Below are 24132 nucleotides of genomic sequence, written 5' to 3' on the forward strand. Positions count from 1 at the left end.
ACCACTAAAATGGTTGACACCATAATTGCTGTGGCTCTTGACTTAATTAATCCGAAACATCTCAAAAACTGGTTTACGAATTGCTGCTACTGTACCTCATAACATCCGGAAGTGCTGTAAGTAATAATGGGATACCAAATCCGCTCGATCGTTAATTGAGGTAAACTCAAGAACCTTTGTAATTTGCGACGCCGACTTTCGGTAGTAATCGGGTAGGGAAACACAGAGGCTAATCGTTCTAACTTTACTTGTCTTTGAGATTGCAGCAGTTCGAGCAAGATGCCTAATACTAAAAACTGAGCGCGAGTTAAGTGTTGTTGGAGATGTGTCTGATAAAATAGGGGTAGCATATTTTTTGATAGGTCGTTGGGAACCTTCTTCTGACCTATCTTTTTTTACCACAAGTCGGTTAACACCTCTCTCTATCTGGGTTGCGGCGGGGTTGTCACCCCGCCAGGATTGCTATAGTACAATATGCGTTTTAGATGCTGAACAGCTTAATCTCAAATACCCTATCTAAAAACTGCAGTCTCACCCCGGAACGCGAGAGCAACTTTTCAACAGCCTTAAACTCTCTACAACTGAACCCATCAATTAAGATAGATTCATCGAGTCCTTCTAACTTTTCTAAAGTTGTTGTCATCCCAACCGCTCCTTACTAAATCCAATCTTAATTATATCCGCTTTCCCCTGCGTTCATCTGCCAACATCTGCAGTTGCAACTCCCTCTACTGTCCCAAATTTCCCTTATACTCGTCCGGTACAAATTCCGTAACCACTTGGCCACCGCCACCGTCGCCTTTGACAATCACAGTTTGATTTTTCAGCTCTCCCGCTGCCCTCGGCCCAGTCAAATTAAACACCGGATTTAGTTGCTTGTAAACCACATTTCCTTCCGCGTCGAAAGTCTGGTTAGTTAAATACCACGTTACTCGATCGGTATTTAATTGAGCTTGACGTTTTTCCCCAATTCCTACCACATTGCCCGTCAAATAAAATATTTTTTTCTCTAAATCTCCGCGCCCCGTATCGCCAGTCATCGTCACCTTTTCCACGCGGTGCAAAACCTTCACAGGCCCGGGCGATATCACATATTGCGCGGGAAAATTCCAACTCATCAAACTACTTTCTATTTGCAGCGGTGGGTCTGATGGCATCAACTGAGCATTTTTTGTCAGCGTCGCAATTTTGGTCTTTAAGTCTACATCTACTTGGTCGGCAAAACCGCTGTCTGTTACTATTTTATCTTTGTATCTGTCTATTTGAGTGGGTTTGTCGCTGTTTACCTTTTGTTGCCCCACAAACCACACTAAGTGCTCGGTTCGCAATTGCAAAATCGGATCTTTAACATTGGCCACCACAGAACCGAATAACTCCATCCTCTTAGCCCTGCTGAAAACCCGCACTTCCTTCGCTGAAGCCGTCACCTGTTTGTTCTCTCCCGTCAAATTGTTACGGACAACTAAAACATCCTCCTTTGGTCGCCACTCCAACTCATTTCCGCGTAACACCACTCCATTTTTCAGGTCTGTAGCGACTATGTTACCTTTGAGAAAAACCTGATTTCCTTCCTGAAATACCTGCCCGGTTTCTCCCTGAATGTCATAAATCTCTTTGCCGTCCTGAAACAATTTGCCTACAGGTTTCTCAACGTTAACTATCTTTTTATCTTTGCTGTAAACGGCATTTTGCGAGTTTACTTTCCAGAACGTCTCGCCCTTTTCGTTTGCTTGTTCTAGAGTTACTTTGTTTAAAGTTAAAGTGCTGTTTGACTGTTGAGCAGTTTGGAGATCCTCAGCTAATTTATTCTTTTGAGTCTCTTGCGGAACCGAACAAGAATCAATCCCCAAAAGCAGTGCTGCTAAAAATAGCAGCCTCCATTTTGGGGATTTGAAATGGGAAAGTGGGGATGTGAGATTAATCATTGGGCATTGGGAATTGGCAATCGGTAATTGGGAATCGGTAATTGATAATTGGGTATTGAAAAACACTTAATCAAAAATTAAAAAAGTTTCATGCTTTGTTAAAAATTTTAACTTCTAATTCTCCATTATTCAAACCATTAACCATCACCCATTACCCGTTACGCATTATCCATTACCAAATCCCTATCTGTCGTCGTGTTCCTCCATCAAGCTCAGACCAGACAAAGGGCGGTAAGCATAATTAGGGCGCGATGTTTTTTGGATGTCGTCCTTAATCATTTCCAAATCGATATAGCGATCGGCTACATTAATCAAACTGTCGCTCGTCATCGATCGCAAACTCACCACCTCCACCCGCACACCGCGATAGCTCACAGCGTCTACAGCATAAGCTAAGTCGCCGTCACCGCTTACCAGTACCGCCGTGTCGTAAGAACCTACTAAAGCCATCATATCCACAGCGATTTCTACATCCAAATTCGCCTTCTTAGAACCATCTGGCAACTGTACCAAATCCTTAGAAATCACGCGGTAGCCGTTGCGGCGCATCCACAACAAAAACCCCTGCTGTTTCTCATTAGTGCGATCGACACCTGTGTAGAAGAAAGAGCGTAGCAGCCGCGAACCCGCAGTTAAACGGCACAGCAGCTTAGTGTAATCAATCTCAATTCCTAACTGCAAAGCTGCGTAAAAAAGGTTAGAACCGTCAATAAAAATTGCCACTCTACCCCGATTTTCTAGAACCTGTTCCGGCGTAAAAAGGTCGTTGCTTTCTATTCTATTCAACATGATTGTTATGCCTCAATTTTTATGAAAGATTGGTAAGGAAATAACTGCTAATTCGTAGTCTGTCATAACACCCAGAGCGCTGGCTGTCAACTAAGAAGGTACTGTTTACAGCAGTTCGAGCCGCTTAAAAACAGGTTGGGGTTCCCCCAGAGTTTGGTTTGCAGGCAAAGCGCCCCAGGCAGCATGAGCTGCAAAATTTGCTAAACTGTTAACTGTAACTCGATCGTTAAAGTCAATTGAAAAACCTAGCTGCTGATAGATAGCGTTGCTGATATTGGGAATAATCGGCGATAAAAGGTAAGATGCTAGTCTAACAGATTCCAGAACAGAATATAGCACCTGTTCGACACTTTCGATCTGTCCCTGCTTGTACAAACTCCAAGGTGCTTGCACATCAATAAACTTGTTACCGGCTCGAACTAATGCAAGCACGGCTTCGGAAGCCTTGCTAAAAGCCAAGTCTTCGTAAAAACCCGCTACTTGATCGCCCAAACCCCGGCTCATAGCCTTGAGAAGGTTGTCACCCTCAATGTTTTCTCCTAACACATTTGGTACGCAGGCACCGCAATATTTGCGAGCCATGTTTAAGGTACGATTAAGCAAATTTCCCAAATCATTTGCTAGCTCAGCATTCAATATATTGATAAACCGAGTTTCGTTAAAATCCCCATCCTCTCCGAACTCAATTTCTTTGAGGAAATAGTAACGTACTGCATCAGCGCCGTATTTATTGACCAATTCGACAGGGTTTAAAGTATTACCCTCCGTTTTTCCCATTTTTTTGCCGTCTTTGGTCAAAAACCCGTGTGCGAAAACGCGACCCGGCACCGACAGATCCGCTGACATCAGCATTGCCGGCCAGTAAACTGCGTGGAAGCGAAGAATATCTTTGCCGATCAAGTGCAAGTCAACCGGCCACCATTTAGATAAAGCATTCTCCAACAGCGGGTCGCTGTCCGGATCTAGCAAGGCGGTGACGTATCCCAGCAAAGCGTCAAACCAGACGTAGATGCTGTGACTGGGGTCAACTGGCATTGGTAGACCCCATTCGAGATTCACTCTAGAAATCGAAAAGTCTTGCAGTCCAGAGTTGACGAAACTGAGCACTTCGTTGCGTCGGCTTTCCGGCGCGATGAAGTCGGGACGTTCTGCGTACAATGCCAGCAGTTGGTCTTGATACCGCGAGAGACGGAAAAAGTAATTTTCCTCGTCGCGCCACTCAACTTCCTTGCTGGTGTGGACGGAACACCGATTTCCCGGCAACAATTCCCTTTCATCCTTAAATTCTTCACAGGAGACGCAGTACCAGCCTTGTTGCTGGTTCAAGTAGATGTCGCCGGAGTTCCAGACGCGTTGGAAAAATTCTTTGACAATGTACTCGTGGCGCCGCGAAGTTGTGCGGATGAAGCGATCGTACTGGATGTCGAGTTGCTCCCAAAGCGCCTCAAACGCCGGAACCACTGAATCGCAGTGAGCTTGGGGCGATCGTCCCAAACTCTCGGCTGTCCGCTGAATTTTCTGCCCGTGTTCGTCGGTCCCCGTCACCAGCAAAACAGATTTACCCCGCAGCCGCTCAAATCTGGCTAGGGCGTCTGCAGCCATAGTCGTGTAAGCACTGCCAACGTGAGGTAAATCGTTTACATAATACAGAGGCGTTGTTATCGCAAAGGTATTCTTAGTTTTATCAGTCGATTTCATTGAATGCTAAAAGAAAATTCCCTAAATTTAGTTTCGAGCTTAACTCAGCAGTTAATTTTTTTTTGAATTGCAATCAAGCCAAATTCACTGCAAGTTATTTGCAATTGTCTAAGCCGGGCTATTCCCAAAAGAAATATTGCTTTCATCTCCACACTAATCTTTTTTAGTTGTTTTTGACGAACTCTCTAAAATGTCTTAATATTTTGACATTCTGCTGCCTTGGGAATCGACGATCACGGGGTTCGCGCCTCCTCAATTTATTTGTCGCAGCCGCTATCCCTAGGGCGGGGGATCGCCCACCCGGTTTGCAACAAAACTCATCGGTTAAGCTGCTAAACCTCCCATTCGACTAACACTCCGCGACCACTTTCTCTAAATGCGCGATCGCTCACCATCGCCATCTCTTGCTCCCGATCGCTGGAAAGTCGATCGCCCGCAACTCCTGCCACTTTCCGAGTCGCTCATGGACGCAGAAACCGGGTTGTTTACGAAACTCTCTGGTCAAGCGCGAAGCTTTAGTTTCTTACCCCACAAAGAGTATAAAACCACATTGCGCACCCTCAAGTGTCACTATCGGTTTTTACTTATTTTTATGCAGCAATAAAACTATAAGTTATACTATAATACCGTAGATTAACGTATAAAAAATTTTTTAAAAGCATAATTTATTACTTTAAAGATATAGTTTTCTGCGTAAATATGCTGTGTAACACCCCAAGGTGCGGAATGTGGGATAAAAGCCTAAGTTTTTTGTCACAAAACCCGGTTTATAAAGGTTGCGAGTACGTCCACAGACAATCAAACCCCAAGCCAGTTAAGCTTGGGGATATCACATTAGGGTGCATCTAACAAGGGATGATCCGATCGCCCTCGATCGCCATCAGGAAAACTAACTCGATTTCCACCAATAGCTTCTGACAAATAATCGGCTGCCGCTTCCACCACCGCGATCGCATTTTCGTAAACCATCCGCGTCGGTCCCAAAACCCCAACACTACCCACCGGGACCGATCCCCGGCGGTAAGTCGAAGAAATCAGAGTACAGCCACGAATTGGTTCTAAGGAATTTTCCGAACCAATACGCACCGTTACCCGCTTGCCGGGGGTGTCTAACTCAGGCGATTCAAAAATCAAAGGCCAAAGCAGTTCCTGCTCTTGTTCGAGCAATTGCACCAAAGTTTGAACTTGCTGCAACTGCGAAAACTCAGGCAAGCGCAGCGCTTCTGCCAAACCGCCGATTAGAATACGCGTGTAGGTTGGATTGCTTTGGCGGCTGCTCAAAGCAGTCAGCATCGTTCCCACCCACTCAGCGTACAGCTCAAAGTCCCGGTCTAACTCGCTCCAGTCTACAGCCGAGAGTTCCAAGAGCGATCGTCCGCGCAACTTGGTGTTCAAAAAATTCGACAAAATCTGCAATTGGCGATCGACGATTTCGGCATCAGGCGTGTTACCTTCTGCGTCCCTCGGCAACTGCACCAAAACCGATTGAGTTTCGTAAGCATCCGTCACCACGATCAGCATCACCTTTCCCGGCTCTAGCTGCACCAGTTGCAAGTGGCGCAAGCAAGCCATATTGGTTTGCGGTATGGTGATCATGGCTATGTAACCGCTGATAGTTGCCAGGATTTGAGCAGCGCCACGGAGTGCCGCGTCCATGCGACCATCCGACCAATTGAGTTGGTCTAGTACCTGTTCCACCTTGCGGGCGAGCGTATCAGAGGGTTGAATCAACTGGTCTACATAAATTCGGTAGCCGGAGTCAGAGGGGACTCGTCCTGCCGAAGTGTGGGGCTGATAAAGCAGTCCAGCTTTTTCAAGAGTCCCCATCGCATTGCGAATTGTAGCTGGGCTGACGCTGAGGTTGAATTCGTCAGCCAAAGCTTTTGAGCCAACGGGTTCCGCTGTAGCTATGTAGTGGCGAACCGTTGCCCAAAGGATGTGTTGTTGCCGATCGGTGAGGTTAACGCGCACAGATATTTAAGCAGAATTAGAATTTAGAGTTGAAAGCCACTATTTAATCGAAACGTCTGTCCGAAGAGGGCGAGCGGGCAGACTTATCTATTTAAGATAACAGATTTAGGCAAAGGCAGAAGGAACAGGCAAGAAGGAAGAATGTTTTAACTTGTAACTTGTATAGCAACCGCCCGGACGCTTAGGACGTTCTTAATCGCACTTTCCCCATCTAGCCAATTACTTTCCTCTCTCCTAGAGAACAACTAAAGCCTTCTTCCTTCTTCCTTTTTCCTTCTGCTATAACTTTCTATTTGGGAGCTTCGTTTCCCCGAACCGGATCTGAGTCCAATGCCTGATTCGTCGGCTTTCCTGGACCCAATTCGCTTTAAGTGTGTTGTTTCAGAATATTTTGCAGGTAACTAACCACTGCATCCGGCTGTTCCACCATTGCCAAATGGCCACAATCGGGAAGCTGAAGGACATTCTCGCCGCAACCTTGGAACATCCAATGAAAGCTAGCCAAATGCAGCACGTATTTTGGTTCCATAATTTTGTCTTTAGTACCGGCAATAAAATAAACAGGCTGCTTGAGTTGGGACACAATTTGTGGCAAGAGGTGAATCTCCGCTTCTGTGGTCGAGTCCAACAAAGCCCCCAAAGCTGCCTCTGGATGAGCTCCCACGAAATCTATTAAGCGCTGCCGTCCCCAAGATCTTCCGATCGAGCGGGCTACAGAATCGCGGGCAAAGACGAAATCTGCTAAGGGCAAGCGAGGCAGCCAGGCGGGACGCATTGTTACTAGCTGCTTGCCTACCGCTCGAAACCGCTCGAATTCTTCCTTAAGATAGATGCCACCCCCTGCATTGATGCAGACCACACCTTTAATACGATCAGACAATTGGCTGGCTCCCCATAGAGCGATCGTACCGCCCAGAGAGTGTCCCACCAGCCAAGCAGAAGATATATCGAGTTTTTCGAGTAAAAGTTCCAAATCGCGAGCGTAAGCTGCGGGAGTGTAACAGGAATTTAGCGGTTTGGAACATGGACGAGCATCGCCTGCGTCCGATTGAGAATCGCCAAACCCCCGTAAATCATAGGTAAGGCACTGATAGTTTGATGCCAAGCGATCGGTCAAAGGTTGCCAGTAGTGGCGGCTTAACAGCCAGCCATGGACAAATACCAGAACCGGGGAAGTAGCAGTCGGAGCCGTCAAATCGTAAGCGTGCCGAACCCCTAGGATGTCGATTGTTGCCATACTTTTATCCTACCCGCTCCATAAGACCTATGTAAACCTATGTATAGCCTTTCTCAGAAAGAGAGAGTACGCCGAAACCCTGTTTTCTAAAGCTTTTTCAGTGAAATTGCTTACCTCATCTACTCAAGAAGCGCTATAAGTAAGTCAAGAAGACTCAACTTTATCGATTTACCTCTTACTTCCTGCTGCAACGCGCGGTCTTAAGTTAACGCTACAAGATTTTTCTCCACTTCACTGGCAATCTTGGCCTAACTTGCCCTTTTATCCGATCGCCCTGGAATAAATATTCCTTCTCTCCCAGCGTTATATGTTTTTTGCAGTATTCAAATTTCTGTCTGCTGTATGATACTCGCAAGCATGACATACATCAGCGCGATTTTTGAAGCGCCTTTTTCGACAACATTTTTCCCATTTTTAGCCGATTTGTAAATCGTAAATCCTCGGAATCTCAGTATCAATTTCGATTACAAATATTTTGGTAGTCTAGTCCAAAATTAAGTTCGTACCTTCCACATTTAACTTTAAACCAGAAAAATTGTGATGATTCAAGACTGCTTTAATCTATCACTAGGTATAGCTAAGTAGCCTTAGTTATACCTAGTTTTGAAAGAGGTAATACGTAATTTTAGGGGATTTTTGCGAATACTTACGACTTTTGCGTGTAGTTCCGCAAGCTGATTTTACAAACTAAAAAAAGTCAGCAATATAGCAATCCTTCCATCATTGGTGAATTTATTAGAAACTCAGATCGGGTTCGGGGTGGGTTGGGGTGGGGTAAAAAATTTACGACTCCTGCAAGAATTGCTATATTGCTGGTAAAACTCCCCTATGTCTTTGGCACATCTTTTCTATTAAGGCGGTTATTTTGTAGATAAAGTACGCCATCAAGCTTAAAAAGCTTGACAACATCGTTTCGGGGTCTCCCGTGTTTATAATAACCGCTATCTAGACTCGTTTGTACGAACAATGGTAATGGTGTCGATCTTTTTGCCCTATCTCACTGGAAAACTTCTGTAAACTAATGTCTGCTTAGAGAAATCTAGTTATTTAGATATCATCGCTAACTTGCCCTAAAATCGCTCGCCCAGCAATCTTTGTCGCACCCCCTCAGCGATTTTCTGCCCCAAATACTCGGGGATTAAACTTTCATTGGGCCCCAACAAGTAGAGAATTAGGCGAGTTCGCCCCCGCCAAACCAGCAAATTAGCATTTACGACCAACAAATCCTCTTGCCAGATGGCATACATAACTTTGTAAAAAAGTCCAGGTTGATTATCTGCTTCAATCAGCAAAGCTGGCAAGTGGAAAACCGGATCGACGTAGAATTCAGTTGCCACATCTTCCAAACCCGCGTCTAAATTAAATTCCACCGCCAACATCTCTTCAACCTCAAAATGTCCCGCCAAGGCCTCTCGAACGGCTCTACAGACGTTTTCTGCTGTTTTATCTGCCAATACCTTGCCACCGCGAGATACGACCAATTTGATAAATACCAGCATGGGCGGGTAAATTTGACCGTACAGACTCAGACTGTGAATTGTCAGTCCGTAGGCCGCGAGCACTCCAAAAATATCGCTCAGTAGAAAAGACTGGTTCCGGTAAGCAAAATGCAGGGCACTTTTGTTACCTTCGGCTCGAATTTCGATGACTGCTTGCCGAGTTTTGTAAAGCTGGTAAGCTAATTTGAGGTTTTGCAACTGGATTTCGCTGCTGACAAATTGCTCATAAAACTGCGGAAACGCTCGGTTAAAGCGCTTGAGGAGTTCTAGTGTAGATGGTTTTAAACCCGAAGCCATAATTGAGGAGAAGGTGCGGGAGATATATGAGGTATTGACTCTTCCATGCCTTATGGCAATGGGATTTTCGATTCGACGATTCGACTTAAATTGTGCCCGTCTCCTCACTAAAAGCAAAAGTCAAATCTGTCTGAGAACTTATCACGAGAATGTCACCGTTGCGCCATTCCAGTGCTATTTCCCACCAAGGGTATAAGTTCCGACGCGATCGGCGGCACTCAAAAGAAGCAATTCCCAAAATGCCTCTGTCCTGGTTCGGCAACAAATTTTACCTTAAAAGCGGGTTGTCCGGGCACTGGCTAGCAGAACAGTTCTACCAAACTTGACAGAATCAAAAAAGCGCAGACTCAATGTTGGACGACAAATCCCTGTTTTCGGCGTAAGATGAGTGTACCGTAAACTGTTCCTCAAGAGGTTACCCGCAATTCATCCCACGCCGATCGGAGTGGATTTATCTTTCGGGTTCTCTTTCTCGTCGTCCAACTTCTACTACCTTAACCGCGCCTGCATGGGTTTTTGGAAAAACTTATTTAGTAGTTCTGAGTCTGCCTCTGTACCCCAAACAGCGGATTTTGAGGAAGATGTGGCTGTTGGGTTAGGCGATCCGCTTTCCCCAACGTTTCGCAAACCCGCCAGCGGCAACGCTCGCATCTTTTTCAGTTGCGATCGGGACATTGACCTCTACGAACTCGAAGAACTTTGTAATGCAGTGGGTTGGTCCCGCCGTCCCCTGCGTAAAGTCAAAAAAGCTATTCAGCACAGCTTCCTAGTCGTCTCTATGTGGGAGATGCGGGGCAGCCAGCGACGGCTGGTGGGTTTCGCCAGAGCGACTTCAGACCATGCTTTTAATGCCACGCTTTGGGATGTGGTAGTTCATCCCGACTACCAGGGCAAGGGCATGGGCAAGGCGCTGATGAAATACATAATTAAAAAACTCCGCAGTGAAGATATCAGCAACATTACCTTATTTGCTGACCCTCAAGTGGTGGACTTTTACCGCAATTTGGGCTTTATGTCCGATCCAGAGGGGATCAAAGGTATGTTTTGGTATCCAGATTAGCGAGCGAGGTGCAGGTCGGCGTTGATTTGTTGAGGAAATACAATACAATATTGACGCTGCCAACACCAACTGCACCTGTGCGCTGCGGTCAGTTACCCGTGGATGTATCTCGGCAGCATACCAGTTATGAAACTGTGCAAGTATTGTCAGTCGATTTGAGATTTGAGACTGCGGCGAGTGATTCCAGACGATCGGCGCTCAGTTGAGCCGTCAAGTCCCCGTCAGTCGAGTCGCCCTCAGTTGAAGAAACTATTTGAGATTTATTCCACAGATGAATCTGGGAGCTTGAACTAGGGTCTAAAATTGTGAGCAGATCACGATAGGAGTTAGGGGCTGGTATCGGTTTTTGGGTGGGGTCAAACCGCACAACCTGAAAAAAACTTTGCCTTAGCTGTATCTAGAGCTAAATATTTAATAAAGCTTGACAAGCAAGCGGTTTTGTGTGTTAATGGTTAGAGGTTAGCTAACTATAACACCGGGATGTAGCGCAGCTTGGTAGCGCGCCTGCTTTGGGAGCAGGATGTCGCAGGTTCAAATCCTGTCATCCCGATCGCACAATGTTAAATAATAGATTTAAGCAGAACTGTCTCAGATGTTTACATTTCGTCAAAATGAAAACAAATTGAGGCAGTTTTTGACGATCGTGTTAAGTCGCCAGTCTTTGCGTTAATGTGTTTCAGGATCGCTCCTGATGGAAAAAACATGAAATCATTAGTTCGTTTGGGCGCAATATTGGGAATTGTCGGCAGCACTCTGCTGGGCCCCTCCCCAATTGGCAAGATGTCTGCACTGGCACTGCCGGAGCCGCAAATTTTGGAAAAATTGCGATCGGTGCCAGTATTTACGATTACAGACGCTCAGGGTGCGCCCCTGATCGCTTCTGTTCCCAAGCAGGGTCAGGGTCAAACTGGTAATGCTTCCGTGGCGGGAATTTTCATCAGCCAAAAAGATGCTCAAGCTTTTGTCGATCAACTGAAAACCAGAAATCCTCAGTTGGCGGCCTCGGTGCGCGTGATGCCGGTCTCCCTGGGCGAAATTTATCAGATCACTCAAGCAAATAAAGGCAAGCCGGAGGAAGTTCAATTTGCTTTCGTTCCGGCTCCGCAGCAGGTGCAGTCGGCTAAAACTGTACTTCAGCAGACTGGTCAACAAGTTAACGAGTTCAACGGTGTACCTCTGTTTTTGGCCAGAGGCGGTGCGGAAAATGGTTATTTGACGATTCAGCGGGGTCAGCAAGAGGTGATTCCCTTGTTTTTTAACAAGGAGGATTTACAGGGCATGGTCGATCGTTTTAAGCAGCAGCAGCCGAACGTGACCGCCACAATTAAGATTGAGGTGGTGAACTTGGAGAGCGTTTTGGAAGCTTTGCGTACTGAGAACGACCCGTTTTTGACCCAAATGATTTTGATTCCGTCGCGGGAGTCGCTGGAATTTGTGCGATCGCTCCAACCTTCTGGTGCGGGCCAAAATCAACAGGTGGCTCCGGCTCCAGCTCGGCCGGCTCCAGCCTCTCCGGCTCCAGCTCGACCGGCTCGCTAATACTTAGCCAGCAGTCATCAGTTATCAGTCATTGATTAGTAGGTTGGGTTTCTCGACTCAACCTACTATTTACGGATTAGAAATTAGCAATTAGCAATTATTACCAAAGTCTTATGTTAGTTTCGGGTTTAGAGGTTTGGCAGTGGATGAATCAAGCTAAAACCGAGGCGATTACCTATGACATTCCCCTAGCAGAAATCGACTGGCTGTTGCAAGAGCTGGCTGGTTTGGATAGGTTGGCTCTGCGTTTGGAGTCGTTTAAAGATTTGCCAAAAATAGAATTAAAGTTGTCTTTATCTGAACTTGCTCAATTGTGGCAGCGGCGCTTGCAGGAACGGGTGCCGGTGCAGTATTTAATGGGAGTTGCACATTGGCGGCATTTTTCGCTCAAAGTAACGCCGGCGGTGCTAATTCCGCGTTCTGAAACGGAATTGCTGATCGATTTGGCTGTAGAAGCTGTTAAAAGCCGTTTAGAAGCAGAAAATATTAATCAAAAATCTACCCCCCCCAACCCCCCCTTACTAAGGGGGGGAGAAGATTTAAACTTCTGGGAGCTTCGGGGGGGAGAATTTGCCAAATCGCATTGGGTGGATTTGGGGACGGGCAGCGGGGCGATCGCGATCGGCTTGGCTTCTGCGTTGACAAATGCTAGGGTTTATGCAGTAGATTGCAGTTCGGAAGCTTTGGCAGTTGCTCAACTGAATGCTGAGAATTTGGGTTTTGCATCGCGAATTAATTTTTATCAAGGTTTGTGGTGGGAACCGCTAACCTTTCTTAAAGGTTGCGTTAGTGGCATGGTCTCTAACCCGCCTTACATTCCCAGCAGCACCGTGCTGACTCTGCAACCGGAAGTTTTGAAGCACGAACCTCATTTGGCGTTAGATGGCGGTTTGGACGGGTTAGATTGCATCAGGCATTTGGTAGAAACGGCTCCCGATTATTTAGAATCCGGGGGAGTTTGGTTGGTGGAGATGATGGCGGGACAAGCTGAGGCGGTAGCTGATATGCTGCAAAGTCACGGGAGTTACCGTGAAGTTCAGATATTTTCTGATTTAGCAGGAATTGATCGGTTTGCTTTAGCCTATCGGCGGTAGGAAGCAAGGCTAGCAAAGAGAGAATTTTTCAACTCTGTATACTTGCTTGATTTTGAGAGATTATAGTTGGGGTAAAAACTGCGATCGCACTCAGCACCCAAGAGGTATCACTGTGAAGTTGGAATACCAGTTTACTTTCAAAGAATATTTAGAAGCTAATAGAATTTCCCGGAAATTGAATCCTTTCGAGACAGTCGAGTTGTGGAGTCTTCCTGTCGTTCTTGTGGGGTGGGGAATTGCCAATATTATTGCTGGCCAACATCCCCTCTGGGGTTATTTCATTCTAGGTTTTGGCATCTGCTACCTCCCTCTTGTCAAGTTCCTAGGGTGGTGCAATATCAGCTCCTTCAATCGGTTTTTCTTTTGGTATATGCTTTTCTTTCCGACGATAAAATTTGGCATCGAACCGGGAATTTCAGTTGGACCTTTTTTGTTAATATGGGCAATTTTACAACTTATTCATTGGCTATTTCAATTTTTGGGACTTCATTTACTCTCTCCCTGGAGACAGAGAACTAATATTTGGCACGAACTTGTTACTCTAAAAATGACTGAATGTGGACTGGAGTTAGAAACTGCAAAGATTAGCCTCAAACTCAAGTGGCTATTTTACTCGCACTGGTTAGAGACAAAAAGTTTGTTCGTTATCTATTTTGACGAGTTTTCCAACATACCGCATTTTTTTCCAAAAAAATCATTTAATCAAGAGCAGCTTCAAGGGTTTAGAGAATTGCTATACAGCAATATTCCGCCAGTTCCTCACGTTGTTGATATGCAAGCCAGAAATTTTGAGTTTCAACTGAATTTTCAAGATTCCATGGAAGCTCTTGATGGGGATACAGAACAAACCTCAAAATCTCTCAATAGAAAATCCGTTAAAAGGGAATTACTAATAGGAGTCTCCTTTATTGTGATAGCAATTATATTCAAAGAAATCTACTTGTTAGTGGTGGGCGTTGTTTTTGTAGCCCTGCTAGTCTTATTGGCTAAAATTGTAGATATTTTTTTGGTGAACCCCCGCGACATAAACATAGAGATGCCTAGGGGCTTGATGGAGATGAACTGGGGGGAACCTACGACTGTGGAAGTGATAGGAGAGCGGCTGGCACTTAAAACTCCGAGTTGGGAAGGAAACTTTAAATGGGAAGCTTTTAAAGTCTTTATTGAAACCCAAAATTTATTATTGATTTATCCTGTACCGTCTCTCTATCCGATGTCAAGAAAATCGTACTTTATAGTTCCCAAGCGTGCATTCAGCGGTGAAGAGCAATTGTCAGATTTCCGAGAATTGCTACACAACAATATCGGGAAAAGCGGCTATAATTATTTCAAGAAAATGCAGGCGCAATTCCTCAATCTAAAATCTAAAATCTAAAATCGAATGGCGCAAGTTTCGATCGACTCCTTGATTCAAGGGGCAATTTCTGGTAATCATATCGTCAGTTTTCCTACAGATACTGTACCCGCTTTGGCTGCGCGTCCCGATCGCTCGGAGTTGATTTTTGCAGCTAAACGCCGCAGTCAAGACAAACCGCTGATTTTGATGGCAGCATCGGCGAGGGCTTTGTGGCCTTACGTGCAGGGAAGCCCAGCAGAGTTAAAATTGTGGCAGCAAGTAGCCGAATCCTATTGGCCGGGGGCGTTAACTTTGGTGCTGCCGGCTTCGCCAAAAGTCCCGGCGGCCATGAATCCCATCGATCCGACTACAATCGGAGTACGAGTTCCTAACTTTCCCCTTGCGCTCAAGATTCTAGAGCAGACAGGCCCTTTGGCTACTACCAGTGCTAATGTATCCGGCCAGCCGCCTCTGGAATCGGTGGCAGAAATTGAGGCTCAGTTTCCGGAAGTCTGGACATTAGTTCCTTCTGAATTAGCAACAGCGACGACAGCTTCGAGTTTGCCTTCGACTGTGGCTAAATGGACTGGCAGCGATTGGGAAATCTTGCGACAAGGCACTATCGAGTTAGAATGCTAAAAGCTAAACTCCAAGGCAAAGCAATATGGCGCCGATCGGCTGGAGCGACTTTATATATTTAGGTATGGGACTGGGGCTGGGTTTGGGAAGCAGTTTGATTTGGCGCCTGCGGCAAAAAAGCTCGCAACAGCCCGAGCCTGCTCCCAAAGTGGCACCTCCTCCTCAAGAAATTCACTTAGAGAAGTTTGATGCCCTTTCCGAGCAACTTAAGCAAACTCAATTGGCTTATCAGATGGCATCGGAGATGAGCCAATTTAAGGCTGGTTTTTTGGCTCGAACTTCTCACGAGTTGCGATCGCCCCTGAGCACTATGATTGGTACGCTGCAATTAATTCTCTCGGATTTGTGCGACGATCCTGCTGAGGAACGAGAGTTTGTCGAGCAAGCTCACGCCGCGGCACTCAAGTTGGTGAAATTAATAGATGAAATTATCTCTGTTGCTAAAACTGAACACGGCACTGAAAGGATGGATATTGAGCCGATTCAGTTAGCTAAAGTTTTTGACGAGGTTGATGATTTAACTTACTTGCAAGCTGCTAATCGCGGCATTCGTTTGGAGATATTGCCACCCGATCCGGGGATTTATGTATTGGCAGATTTGCCGAGGTTTAGACAAGTTTTAGTAAATTTGGTAGATACTGCTGTTGCTCAGATGGAGGAGGGGAGTATTTCTGTGTCTGCCCACGCTTCACCGGAATCTGGGTACGTTCACATTTGGGTGGACGATCAGCGTTCAGTGAGTGCTTGGAGCGAGTCTTGGGATTTGCTGAAGCACGATTTGGAGTGTGATGTTACCAAGAGCAGCGATAATTCTCAGGTGTCTTCAGGAATGAGGTTATTGATGAATCAGACTCTTTTAAGTTTGATGAGCGGCAAGTTGGAGGTTCTGGCCGTGCCTTCTGAGTCCGAAGAGTGCAATTTTAACCGAACTCAGTGTTCTATTCCTTTGGCAAATTCGTGAAGAACGAAGAAGGGAATGGATTTTTTAACGGATTGAGGGATGGAGGGAAGAAGTCAAGCGTCAAGATGAAAGAGTGAAGAAGGAAGGAAGAGGGAAATTATTTATCGGGAGTAAGGTGCGCGCTGCGCACCCTACATTTAAGAGATTTTGAGGCAATTTGGGTGCAAGTTTTCTGCTTATTTAACAATTAGCAGTTAGCAATTCGCCGTTGCTAATTTCTAATTCGAGATTCTCTTCTAGAAGCTGATTTTCAAGTACCATGGTGGTGCTAGCGTTTTTCTGAAAACCGATGCGCTCGTAGAAGCTTTGTTTGTAAGTTGTCATCAGGTAAACTCGCTCTACTCGGCACATCCGAGGGTGACTCAAGACGGTTTGCACTAATTTACGGCCGAGTCCTGCACCTTGGTAATCCGGGTGAATGGCGACATCCCAGATGGTAGCTCGATAGATCCCATCTGAGGTGGCTCTGGCAAAGCCGATCGCCCGTGAGCCGTCCCAAACTGTAACCACGGGTTCGCTGTTGGCGATCGCAATTTCCCAATCTTCTATCTTGCGTTCCCTCGCCCAAAAGGCGGCGGCTTTAAATAGTTCTTGGATCTGTACGATGTCTGCGCGATCGCGACCTATACAAAATTGAATGTGACTGGAATCCCTAGTCGTTGATGTCATGCTCAATCTGCCTTCAAGTGGTATCTAAAGTGTGTTACTTTTACTGTTTTACAGGAGTGAAAGTTGATTTTGCTTGGGAACAATCAATGATTTAATTCCCGATTTACAAAACTATTTTTAGTTATACATATTTTCTAACTAATTTCGGTGATTATTAATACTTTTTGGGGTGAATTTTGTAAAAAAGTCTTTGAGTCAAAATTCCCCACTTATAACTCATACGATTTGAGATTTTAGATTAGATATTTTAGATGGGGAATGACTGATTTTTTAGGGGGTTTGGAGTTTGTCTACAGAGAAACCGGGTTTTTTCTCACGTCTATTTCCTTACAGCCCACCCAAACTGTAAAAACCCGGTTTCGAGGCGTCGTTTATCGGTCAGCGTAAGCCATAGCTAGTGTGTTGCCTAATTGCTCAAAAATCATCTATCGAGAGAGGTATTGACTCCACGAAAACACCCGAAGATTGTGCTGTGGAGTCAATTATTTAATCTCTAATCTCTAATCGAGTGAATCAGTTTTGCAGCCAGCGGGCGGCGTCTTTGGCGTGATAAGTCAAAATCAAATCAGTACCAGCACGCTTGAATCCTGTCAAAGTTTCCATCACTACTCTTTCTTCATCTATCCAACCGTTGAGGGCGGCGGCTTTCACCATCGCATATTCCCCAGAAACGTTGTAAGCAGCAACTGGCAGATTAGTTGCTTCCTTCACGCGCCAAATGATGTCCATGTAAGCTAAAGCCGGTTTAACCATGAGCATATCTGCGCCTTCGGCAATGTCTAGAGCAATTTCTTTGAGAGCTTCGCGACCGTTTCCGGGGTCCATTTGATAGGTGCGCCGATCGCCAAATTGCGGAGCAGAATCTGCAGCATCCCGGAACGGGCCATAATAAGCTGAGGCGTATTTTGCCGCGTAAGACATGATGGGAATATCTTCAAATCCAGCGGAGTCCAATCCTTCACGAATTGCTCCGACAAAACCGTCCATCATTCCCGATGGTGCGATAATATCTGCACCGGCTTTAGCTTGAGCAACTGCGGTTTTCTTGAGCAATTCTAGGGTGGGATCGTTCAAGACGCGGCCGCTTAAATCTCCGACTTCCAAATAGCCGCAGTGACCGTGACTGGTATATTCGCACAGACAAGTATCGACCATGACGATTAAATCTGGTACGGCTTTTTTAACTGCTTCCGTCGCTTGTTGGACGATGCCGCAGTCGTGCCAAGCACCTGTAGCATCTGTGTCTTTATCTGCGGGAATGCCGAATAAAATAATAGCCGGAATGCCTAGGTCGTAGACTTCTTTTGCTTCTTCTACTATTTTATCTACCGATAGCTGGTAAACTCCGGGCATCGATGTGACTTCTTTAGCAAAAGCTTCCCCCGGTACGGCAAATAAGGGGTAAATTAAATCGCTGGTTGTCAAGATATTTTCCCGTACCATCCGGCGGAGTTGGGGATGGTTGCGGAGGCGGCGGGGGCGGTGAGTTGGAAACATTATGTTTGTTTACGGTAGATTAAGTCCTGCTTTCTAGGACTGGCGGCGTTTATTTAAAAGTCTAAAGCTTCTTGTTGGCCGATCGACCTGTACTTAAGTAAAGTTCTGTAAAAGCCAGGAGGTCGATTGTTTGTAGTAACTGAGATGTTGCACTATTGTCAATAACCATTTTATGGGCGGGCTAGAATATCCCAACCCGTAATCGCCACAGGAAATTCAGTCTTTGTGGAACAGGCCCGAAAGCCGGCTCTTGAGAATGGTGCAAGAATGAATTAGTAAGGAATGCAAGTTCTTTACAGCTTTTCTCGTTTGCAAACTCAGGCCTAACTGTGGTTGGATCGGTTGGTACGGATATCTCGCTGGCTTCATACCTATAACCAGGCTGCCCAGAAGCGAGGATAGACGGTAAATTATAAATGTATCGAATAGTAACGGTCTTATGTACAAGCAACTAATTTCAAAGATCAAACCGCTTTTGAAATCACTATTTGCGATCGGTCTGGTACTGACGCTAGCCCTCGGTAACGCTGATGGAGCTCTGGCGGCCCGCAGCGGAGGACGCATCGGCGGCGGATCTTTTAGTGCTCCGGCGCGCAGTTACTCGTCTCCTAGTCGCACTTACGCGCCGTCGGGAGGAGGCTACTACCCCGGCGGCTATGGTGGCGGGTTTGGCGGCGGCTTCGGTTTCCCGTTCTTGCTGCCGTTTTTTGGCTTTGGGGGCGGGTTTGGCGGCCTGTTCTCGATTTTGATTTTTATCTCGATTGCTAATTTCCTCGTCCAAAGCTTCCGCCGCGCCGGGGGTGGAACTGACGAACTCGGCAACAGCGCCCCTACTACCACCGTATCTGTCGCCCGCTTGCAAGTCGGTTTGCTAGCAGAGGCCCGCGGTTTGCAAGCCGAACTCGACGCCCTAGCGCTAAAAGCGGATACCGATACCGCTACGGGTCGCGCTCAAGTGCTGCAAGAATCTACCCTGGCGCTGCTACGGCATCCTGAATACTGGGCTTACGCGGGCGCTGAATCTGTGCAAACTCGCTTAGAAGCAGCCGAAGCTAAGTTTAATCAATTTTCTTTGGCAGAACGCAGCAAATTTACTGAAGAAACGCTCTCGAATTATAACAACCAGCTCCGACAAGCAGGGAGCAGCAAGATCCTGCCTGGTTTGCAGGAAAATGGTGCGCTGGTTGCTTCTGATTTGAATTCAGATCCCGGAGAATATATTGTGGTGACGGTGATTGTCGGTTCTCAAGGTAAATTGCAATTGCCAGCCGTGAAAAATTCTGAAGATTTGCGCCAAGCTTTGCGCCAGATTGGGGGAGTATCGAGCGAGCAGTTGCTGGCGGTTGAGGTGCTGTGGACTCCTCAAGCCAGCGGGGACACTCTGACCGCGGACGATATGTTGGCCGGCTATCCTGATTTGCGATCGATTTAGTGAGCAAGACTGGGCGCGGAGCATTGTCTGTCGCGCCCCATCCCGTACCAAAGCTGTGTGGACGAACCCGATGGCTTTGGAGAGGGCATTTGGCGGGATGTTGGGGAGGCCGATCGAGTTAAAGAAGATTGTTTAACAAATGCTAGTATTTAGAGATTATGATTCAGCGTGATTCATCTGCTATGGGCCAAGCCTACCTCATAGGGGTTTTGCAAAGAAGTTAGGCAGGATAAAAAACTGTATTGAGCGAGGACTGCTTCGGAAGAAGTGGCGATCGCGTGCCATCTAAATTTTATATGAAAGAAGAAGCGATCGAGAGCGAAAACTTATGGCCGACAGCAGCAGAAAAAAAGCACTTTTTATTTTGAGCCAGTTAAATAATGACGATATCAACTGGATCGTCCAAAAAGGCAAAAAGGAAGTTCTCGATCCGGGCGGGATTTTAATCCATGAAGGGAGACAGATAGATGCGCTCTACATTGTTTTGAAGGGGAGTTTGAGCGTTTTGATCGAGGCTGAACGGACTAGAGAACTAGCTAAAATAGCCAGCGGAGAACTTGTGGGAGAAGTCTCTTTCATTGATGCTCGCCCTCCTTTGGCAACGGTGAAGGCAATGGAAGAAACTCACTTGCTGGCAATTCCCCGGCGACAGTTAGTAATCAAACTTCAACAGGATATGGGCTTTGCTTCCCGGTTTTATTATGGAATTTCACTGTGTCTGGCAGACAGGATGCGCGGTACGATCAGACATATAGAATACGGTCGCAATATTGAATTAGATCAACCAGAATTTGAACGAGAGGATATCAATCCTAACGTTCTGGAAAATTTGGCGCTAGCTGAGGCTAAGTTTAATTGGCTTAGGGAAAATGTTAAAGCTTGAGGAATTTTAAGGCGTTTTTGAGCAGGCTGTGAAAACTGGCCGATTGATACGGTAATTGAGAGATGTATGATGTAACCTCTCAACTCAAAAAACCGATATGCAAAACAAAATAGGGGCGGGCTGTACCGGAAATATCGATCGATAACTGCCGGAACTATAAAAACCCGCCCCTTGGGTTTGCAGTTGCAATTTCGCGCGCTGAAACGCAACTACCAACCACACAATCTAGATAATGCCCGGCCCTTTGCCACGGGTGTCTGCATCCGTTGTCAGTTTTCCTTCCTCGCCTTTTTTATCTTTAACTTCTGCTAGAATTCGAGCGCGTTCTGCGGCTTCAGCTTCTTCTTTTGCTCTCAAATCGCCCGGTTCGTTGATGTACATTTCCGGTTCGATCGCGTAATTGTTAACGAGACCTTCTTTGTCTACTGTATAACCATCTGTGGTGTGAATGCTTTCGTCATCGGTTTGGTCATCAGTTTTGGCACTTTTCTGCTTCCCTTCGGTGGTGGTGTGCATAAAGTTAGCGCCTTCCCGTTCTTGCCGTGCTGCTGTCTCCGCAGGAGTAATGCCCCTGTCGTAGTGGGGTGCTTCCATATTGGCTTCGATTTGTTCGTCTGCCGGTGTTGATTTGCTAACTTCTTCTTTGGGGGGTATTGGTTGGCGATTAGTCATGATTTATTCCTGGGTTATCTTTTCAAAAAGGTCTTTGCGCTATATTTAAATACTAGGTCAAAGCTAGCTCATTCACAAACTATCTTTGGTTATAGTTTACGAAAAATTGCTGTTAGGGAAAATCCCTTAATTGAGTCTTCCTGAAGAGTGATAAATTTCGGTTTTTATTAAAATTTTAACTACCTGTGACTATTTGTCATCCATCTAAAGATAGGTAATTGACAAGTGGATGTTGAGGATTGGGAATTGGACTAATGACTAATGATAGCAGTTTAGAGCCAGAGTTTTACGGTAGGCCAGCTCTCAAGCCAGATAGTCATCAGTCATTCCCAATTATTCAATTCTTTAATCTAAAATCATCTGAGTTTACGATTCTTTAAAGAAGCGGATAATTTCGCGGACGTGGTTGAGAAATTGTCCGTCATCGGTGAGTTGGGCGATCGCACTTTCTGCATCTCTTCTGAGCTTAGTGTGTTCTGCCTGATTTGTCGCTTGCAAAGATTGTAGAGATGCGGATACCGTAGTTAATTCTCTTCTGATAGCTTCCTGTTCCCGATTTTGGACAGCCACCCACGAATTCGGATTGTCTGAACTTAATTGATTGGTCAAGTCTCTAACTGTAGATTCTAACCCTGCAAAGCGGCTGCGGAGTTCGACAATATCTTCGCGGGGGTACAAAAATTGGCTGCGGATAGTTGTCAGCCGTTGGGCTAAATATTGATAACCTCGGATAGCTGGACGCAGTACAGTTAACAGCAGTGCAGCACCGGAACTGAGATAGCCAATAGCACTAATTCCGGTGGCGGCTAGGGCGTAAAGTGCGATCGCGCTAAACAGGTGAAGTGCGATCGCCGCAAAGAGCGATCGGCTAACTAATACAGTAACGTATTTGACTTGTTCCCGATCGACAGCAATGTTTTTTTTAGTCGATTCTGCGGCTTGCGCTAAAACTTCTTTTGCTTCAAAATGAATATTCCAGGGAACTGTAACTATCAGCAACAGCCATTCAAAAATAGCAATGGCAATTACCCAATCAATAAAACTGCCGGCAGGGACGTGCAGCCATTGGAGAATGGCAAAAACTAGCAGCAAAAATATGCCTGTGACGGCACCAAAACCTGCGAAAGTGTAATACATAGCGATGCCTTGGTGGAATGTTGTTTTGATTTTGGGTAGCTTATTTCGGTATAGAGGAATAAGCTGTGACAGTTAAGTAATCGTCCTATTAATCCCGGTTTCTAAGTTATGAGTAATAGTGCGGCTCAAAGGTTGCTACAAGCCGGGCTTTTGCCCACAAATACTTGCTCTACCTCAATCGTGAAATGTTATGTTGATTGTGGGTAGTTTGTTTAGGTGGGGAGGAATAAGCTGTGACAGTTAAGTAATCGTCCTATTAAACTCAGTTTGTTAGTGAATAGTAATACTCTGAGACACCCGGATTTCTCGACTCCTGGTTTGTTTCAGGAAAATAAATCGGCTTTAACCCATACATAAGGCTTAAAGGAAACGGTTTGTTTTTTGGGAGTGCGTAAGTCTTCAATAATTAGTCATTCCGGGTTAAGTAGAGCGACACGAAAAAACTTAAAAATGTAACAAAATGTAAACGAATCACAACCTCTGGGATTGCTTCATTCCACTGGCAATGACATACTTATGTTTTTCGCAGTTTGTCTACTTCGCGATCGGAATGAAGTCACTTTCTCCCCAACTCATACCATTTGAGATTTATTTGAGATGTGAGATGGCAATAGCTTATTGTGTATGGGTTTGCAGCTTGTCTACCGTTGCATTAATCTTTTGAACTCGTATCGCTAACGGCGTTACACGGTGCTAGAAAAGCAGGAATCTCAAAACGCTCCCCTCTTCCATTTTTCTTTTCCAGAGCTGCTAAATCACCTGTAGCTGAGATAAACTGATTTGGAAGTAGATCGCGCGTTTTGCAATTTGCCTCTGTGTAACCGAGACACTGCTACTGCAACCTGTCATCAGCCACAGCAAAATAGGTGCCAAAATTAACTCTACAGTTTCCGATTTCCATTAACAGCGCATCTATAATCTAAAATCAAAAGTCAGCAGCAAGGACAAACCGATGGCGAACTCAACTCTTGGCTTAGAAAATCAACTTTACGATTATCTGTTATCTATTTCTCTGCGGGAACCCGATATTCTCGCTTCACTACGGGAAGAAACTGCTAAACATCCTATGGCCCAGATGCAGATTGCTCCCGAACAAGGTCAGTTTATGGAGCTCGTGGTGCAGCTTATGGGAGCGACAAAAACCTTAGAAATTGGCGTTTTTACTGGTTATAGCTCGCTGTGCGTAGCTTTGGCGCTGCCTTCAAACGGTCAGATTATTGCCTGCGATGTCAGCGAGGAATATACTGCGATCGCGCGACGCTATTGGGAAGCTGCGGGCGTGGCTAATAAGATTTCTTTGCAGTTGGGCCCAGCAATAAATACTCTCGACAAACTAATAGCCGAGGGACAAGCTGGAACCTTTGATTTTGCCTTCATCGATGCCGATAAAGAAAACTATGAGGCTTATTTTGAGCGATCGCTGCAACTTGTACGCAATGGCGGTTTAATTGTAATTGACAATGTTCTGTGGTCTGGACGAGTTGCTGACCCTCAAGTACAAGACGAAAGCACCACCGCCATTCGTACTTTTAACGACAAATTGCGTAACGATCCCAGAGTTACTCTCAGTGTTGTCCCCATTGCTGACGGACTGACTTTGGCATTGAAACGCCGTTGGGCTACCATGATGGAACCGGAACAGGATAATTAAAGAGTTATTTGCGGTTTGCGGTTCATTTTAAATTGCCACAAGCTGCTAATTATTCAAGAATATACAAGTCGGTTTTATATAGAGTAAAGTGCGCAATGCGCACCCTAGAAACTCAAAAGTATAGAATAAGGTGTGCAATGCGTACC

At 45.8% G+C, this 24132-nt stretch carries 23 protein-coding genes and 1 tRNA gene; 11 read left to right on the forward strand and 13 right to left on the reverse strand.

The window, feature by feature from the left end:
- Positions 1-86: 86 nt before the first annotated feature.
- The 9 genes from QUA53_RS24940 to QUA53_RS24980 all read right to left on the reverse strand — a co-directional run bounded on the left by QUA53_RS24940 (position 87) and on the right by QUA53_RS24980 (position 9681).
- Entirely contained in the window at positions 87-350 is a 264-nt protein-coding gene (locus tag QUA53_RS24940) for a hypothetical protein (RefSeq protein ID WP_333249149.1), read from the reverse strand.
- Positions 351-481: 131 nt separating this feature from the next.
- The gene (locus QUA53_RS24945) at positions 482-643 is read right to left on the reverse strand and encodes a hypothetical protein (RefSeq protein ID WP_333100409.1); all 162 of its coding nucleotides are present in this window, start codon (positions 641-643) and stop codon (positions 482-484) included.
- Between the two features lie 85 nt (positions 644-728).
- Positions 729-1925: an LPS export ABC transporter periplasmic protein LptC gene (gene lptC, locus QUA53_RS24950; protein WP_333100410.1), complete on the reverse strand. Its 1197-nt coding sequence runs from the start codon at positions 1923-1925 to the stop codon at positions 729-731.
- 183 nt (positions 1926-2108) lie between these two features.
- On the reverse strand, positions 2109-2714 hold the full coding sequence (locus QUA53_RS24955) for a LabA-like NYN domain-containing protein (RefSeq protein WP_006631885.1): 606 nt from the start codon (positions 2712-2714) through the stop codon (positions 2109-2111).
- A 105-nt stretch (positions 2715-2819) separates the two neighbouring features.
- The gene (gene metG / locus QUA53_RS24960) at positions 2820-4412 is read right to left on the reverse strand and encodes a methionine--tRNA ligase (RefSeq protein WP_333100411.1); all 1593 of its coding nucleotides are present in this window, start codon (positions 4410-4412) and stop codon (positions 2820-2822) included.
- 834 nt (positions 4413-5246) lie between these two features.
- Complete coding sequence (gene hrcA / locus QUA53_RS24965; protein WP_445243266.1) at positions 5247-6389, reverse strand: heat-inducible transcriptional repressor HrcA; 1143 nt, start codon at positions 6387-6389, stop codon at positions 5247-5249.
- 361 nt (positions 6390-6750) lie between these two features.
- Positions 6751-7620 carry an alpha/beta hydrolase gene (locus QUA53_RS24970; protein ID WP_333100413.1) on the reverse strand — a complete coding sequence of 290 codons (870 nt, stop codon included), beginning with the start codon at positions 7618-7620 and terminating at the stop codon, positions 6751-6753.
- Positions 7621-8690: 1070 nt separating this feature from the next.
- Positions 8691-9416: a hypothetical protein gene (locus tag QUA53_RS24975; RefSeq protein ID WP_006631881.1), complete on the reverse strand. Its 726-nt coding sequence runs from the start codon at positions 9414-9416 to the stop codon at positions 8691-8693.
- A gap of 85 nt (positions 9417-9501) precedes the next feature.
- Positions 9502-9681 (reverse strand): hypothetical protein, encoded by a 180-nt coding sequence (locus tag QUA53_RS24980; protein ID WP_333220613.1) that lies wholly within the window; start codon positions 9679-9681, stop codon positions 9502-9504.
- A 243-nt stretch (positions 9682-9924) separates the two neighbouring features.
- On the opposite strand from QUA53_RS24980, the gene QUA53_RS24985 reads away from it, so the two are divergent.
- The 8 genes from QUA53_RS24985 to QUA53_RS25020 all read left to right on the forward strand — a co-directional run bounded on the left by QUA53_RS24985 (position 9925) and on the right by QUA53_RS25020 (position 16045).
- Complete coding sequence (locus QUA53_RS24985; RefSeq protein ID WP_172187348.1) at positions 9925-10476, forward strand: GNAT family N-acetyltransferase; 552 nt, start codon at positions 9925-9927, stop codon at positions 10474-10476.
- Positions 10461-10682: a hypothetical protein gene (locus tag QUA53_RS24990; RefSeq protein ID WP_333100416.1), complete on the forward strand. Its 222-nt coding sequence runs from the start codon at positions 10461-10463 to the stop codon at positions 10680-10682. The genes QUA53_RS24985 and QUA53_RS24990 overlap by 16 nt, the downstream gene beginning before the upstream one ends.
- Before the next feature lie 270 nt (positions 10683-10952).
- Positions 10953-11026 (forward strand) — tRNA-Pro (locus QUA53_RS24995).
- 152 nt (positions 11027-11178) lie between these two features.
- Positions 11179-12015 (forward strand): Tic22 family protein, encoded by an 837-nt coding sequence (locus tag QUA53_RS25000; protein WP_333100417.1) that lies wholly within the window; start codon positions 11179-11181, stop codon positions 12013-12015.
- A 113-nt stretch (positions 12016-12128) separates the two neighbouring features.
- Positions 12129-13109: a HemK/PrmC family methyltransferase gene (locus tag QUA53_RS25005; RefSeq protein WP_333100418.1), complete on the forward strand. Its 981-nt coding sequence runs from the start codon at positions 12129-12131 to the stop codon at positions 13107-13109.
- Positions 13110-13221: 112 nt separating this feature from the next.
- Positions 13222-14484, forward strand: coding sequence for a YcxB family protein (locus QUA53_RS25010; protein ID WP_333100419.1), 1263 nt, complete (start codon positions 13222-13224; stop codon positions 14482-14484).
- 6 nt (positions 14485-14490) lie between these two features.
- On the forward strand, positions 14491-15084 hold the full coding sequence (locus QUA53_RS25015) for an L-threonylcarbamoyladenylate synthase (protein WP_333100420.1): 594 nt from the start codon (positions 14491-14493) through the stop codon (positions 15082-15084).
- Positions 15085-15109: 25 nt separating this feature from the next.
- On the forward strand, positions 15110-16045 hold the full coding sequence (locus tag QUA53_RS25020) for a HAMP domain-containing sensor histidine kinase (protein ID WP_333100421.1): 936 nt from the start codon (positions 15110-15112) through the stop codon (positions 16043-16045).
- Positions 16046-16225: 180 nt separating this feature from the next.
- Here the strand turns inward: QUA53_RS25020 and QUA53_RS25025 are convergent, their stop codons facing one another.
- Both QUA53_RS25025 and hemB read right to left on the reverse strand, forming a co-directional pair.
- A complete protein-coding gene (locus QUA53_RS25025) occupies positions 16226-16714 on the reverse strand; it encodes a GNAT family N-acetyltransferase (protein ID WP_333100422.1) in 489 nt (162 codons plus the stop codon).
- A 513-nt stretch (positions 16715-17227) separates the two neighbouring features.
- On the reverse strand, positions 17228-18211 hold the full coding sequence (hemB, locus tag QUA53_RS25030) for a porphobilinogen synthase (protein ID WP_333068624.1): 984 nt from the start codon (positions 18209-18211) through the stop codon (positions 17228-17230).
- A gap of 439 nt (positions 18212-18650) precedes the next feature.
- Between hemB and QUA53_RS25035 the strand changes: the two genes are divergently transcribed.
- Together QUA53_RS25035 and QUA53_RS25040 are read left to right on the forward strand one after the other, a co-directional pair.
- Positions 18651-19643 (forward strand): DUF1517 domain-containing protein, encoded by a 993-nt coding sequence (locus tag QUA53_RS25035; protein WP_333100423.1) that lies wholly within the window; start codon positions 18651-18653, stop codon positions 19641-19643.
- 328 nt (positions 19644-19971) lie between these two features.
- A complete protein-coding gene (locus QUA53_RS25040) occupies positions 19972-20526 on the forward strand; it encodes a cyclic nucleotide-binding domain-containing protein (RefSeq protein ID WP_333100424.1) in 555 nt (184 codons plus the stop codon).
- Positions 20527-20751: 225 nt separating this feature from the next.
- Here QUA53_RS25040 and QUA53_RS25045 read toward each other — a convergent pair whose 3' ends face one another.
- Positions 20752-21198, reverse strand: coding sequence for a hypothetical protein (locus QUA53_RS25045; protein ID WP_333100425.1), 447 nt, complete (start codon positions 21196-21198; stop codon positions 20752-20754).
- 366 nt (positions 21199-21564) lie between these two features.
- Positions 21565-22335, reverse strand: coding sequence for a hypothetical protein (locus tag QUA53_RS25050; protein ID WP_333100427.1), 771 nt, complete (start codon positions 22333-22335; stop codon positions 21565-21567).
- 952 nt (positions 22336-23287) lie between these two features.
- On the opposite strand from QUA53_RS25050, the gene QUA53_RS25055 reads away from it, so the two are divergent.
- Complete coding sequence (locus QUA53_RS25055) at positions 23288-23986, forward strand: class I SAM-dependent methyltransferase (RefSeq protein ID WP_333100428.1); 699 nt, start codon at positions 23288-23290, stop codon at positions 23984-23986.
- Positions 23987-24132 lie beyond the last annotated feature (146 nt).

Origin of the sequence: Microcoleus sp. Pol12B3 (genome assembly GCF_036701355.1) — a bacterium.
In the GTDB taxonomy this organism is placed as follows: domain Bacteria; phylum Cyanobacteriota; class Cyanobacteriia; order Cyanobacteriales; family Microcoleaceae; genus Microcoleus.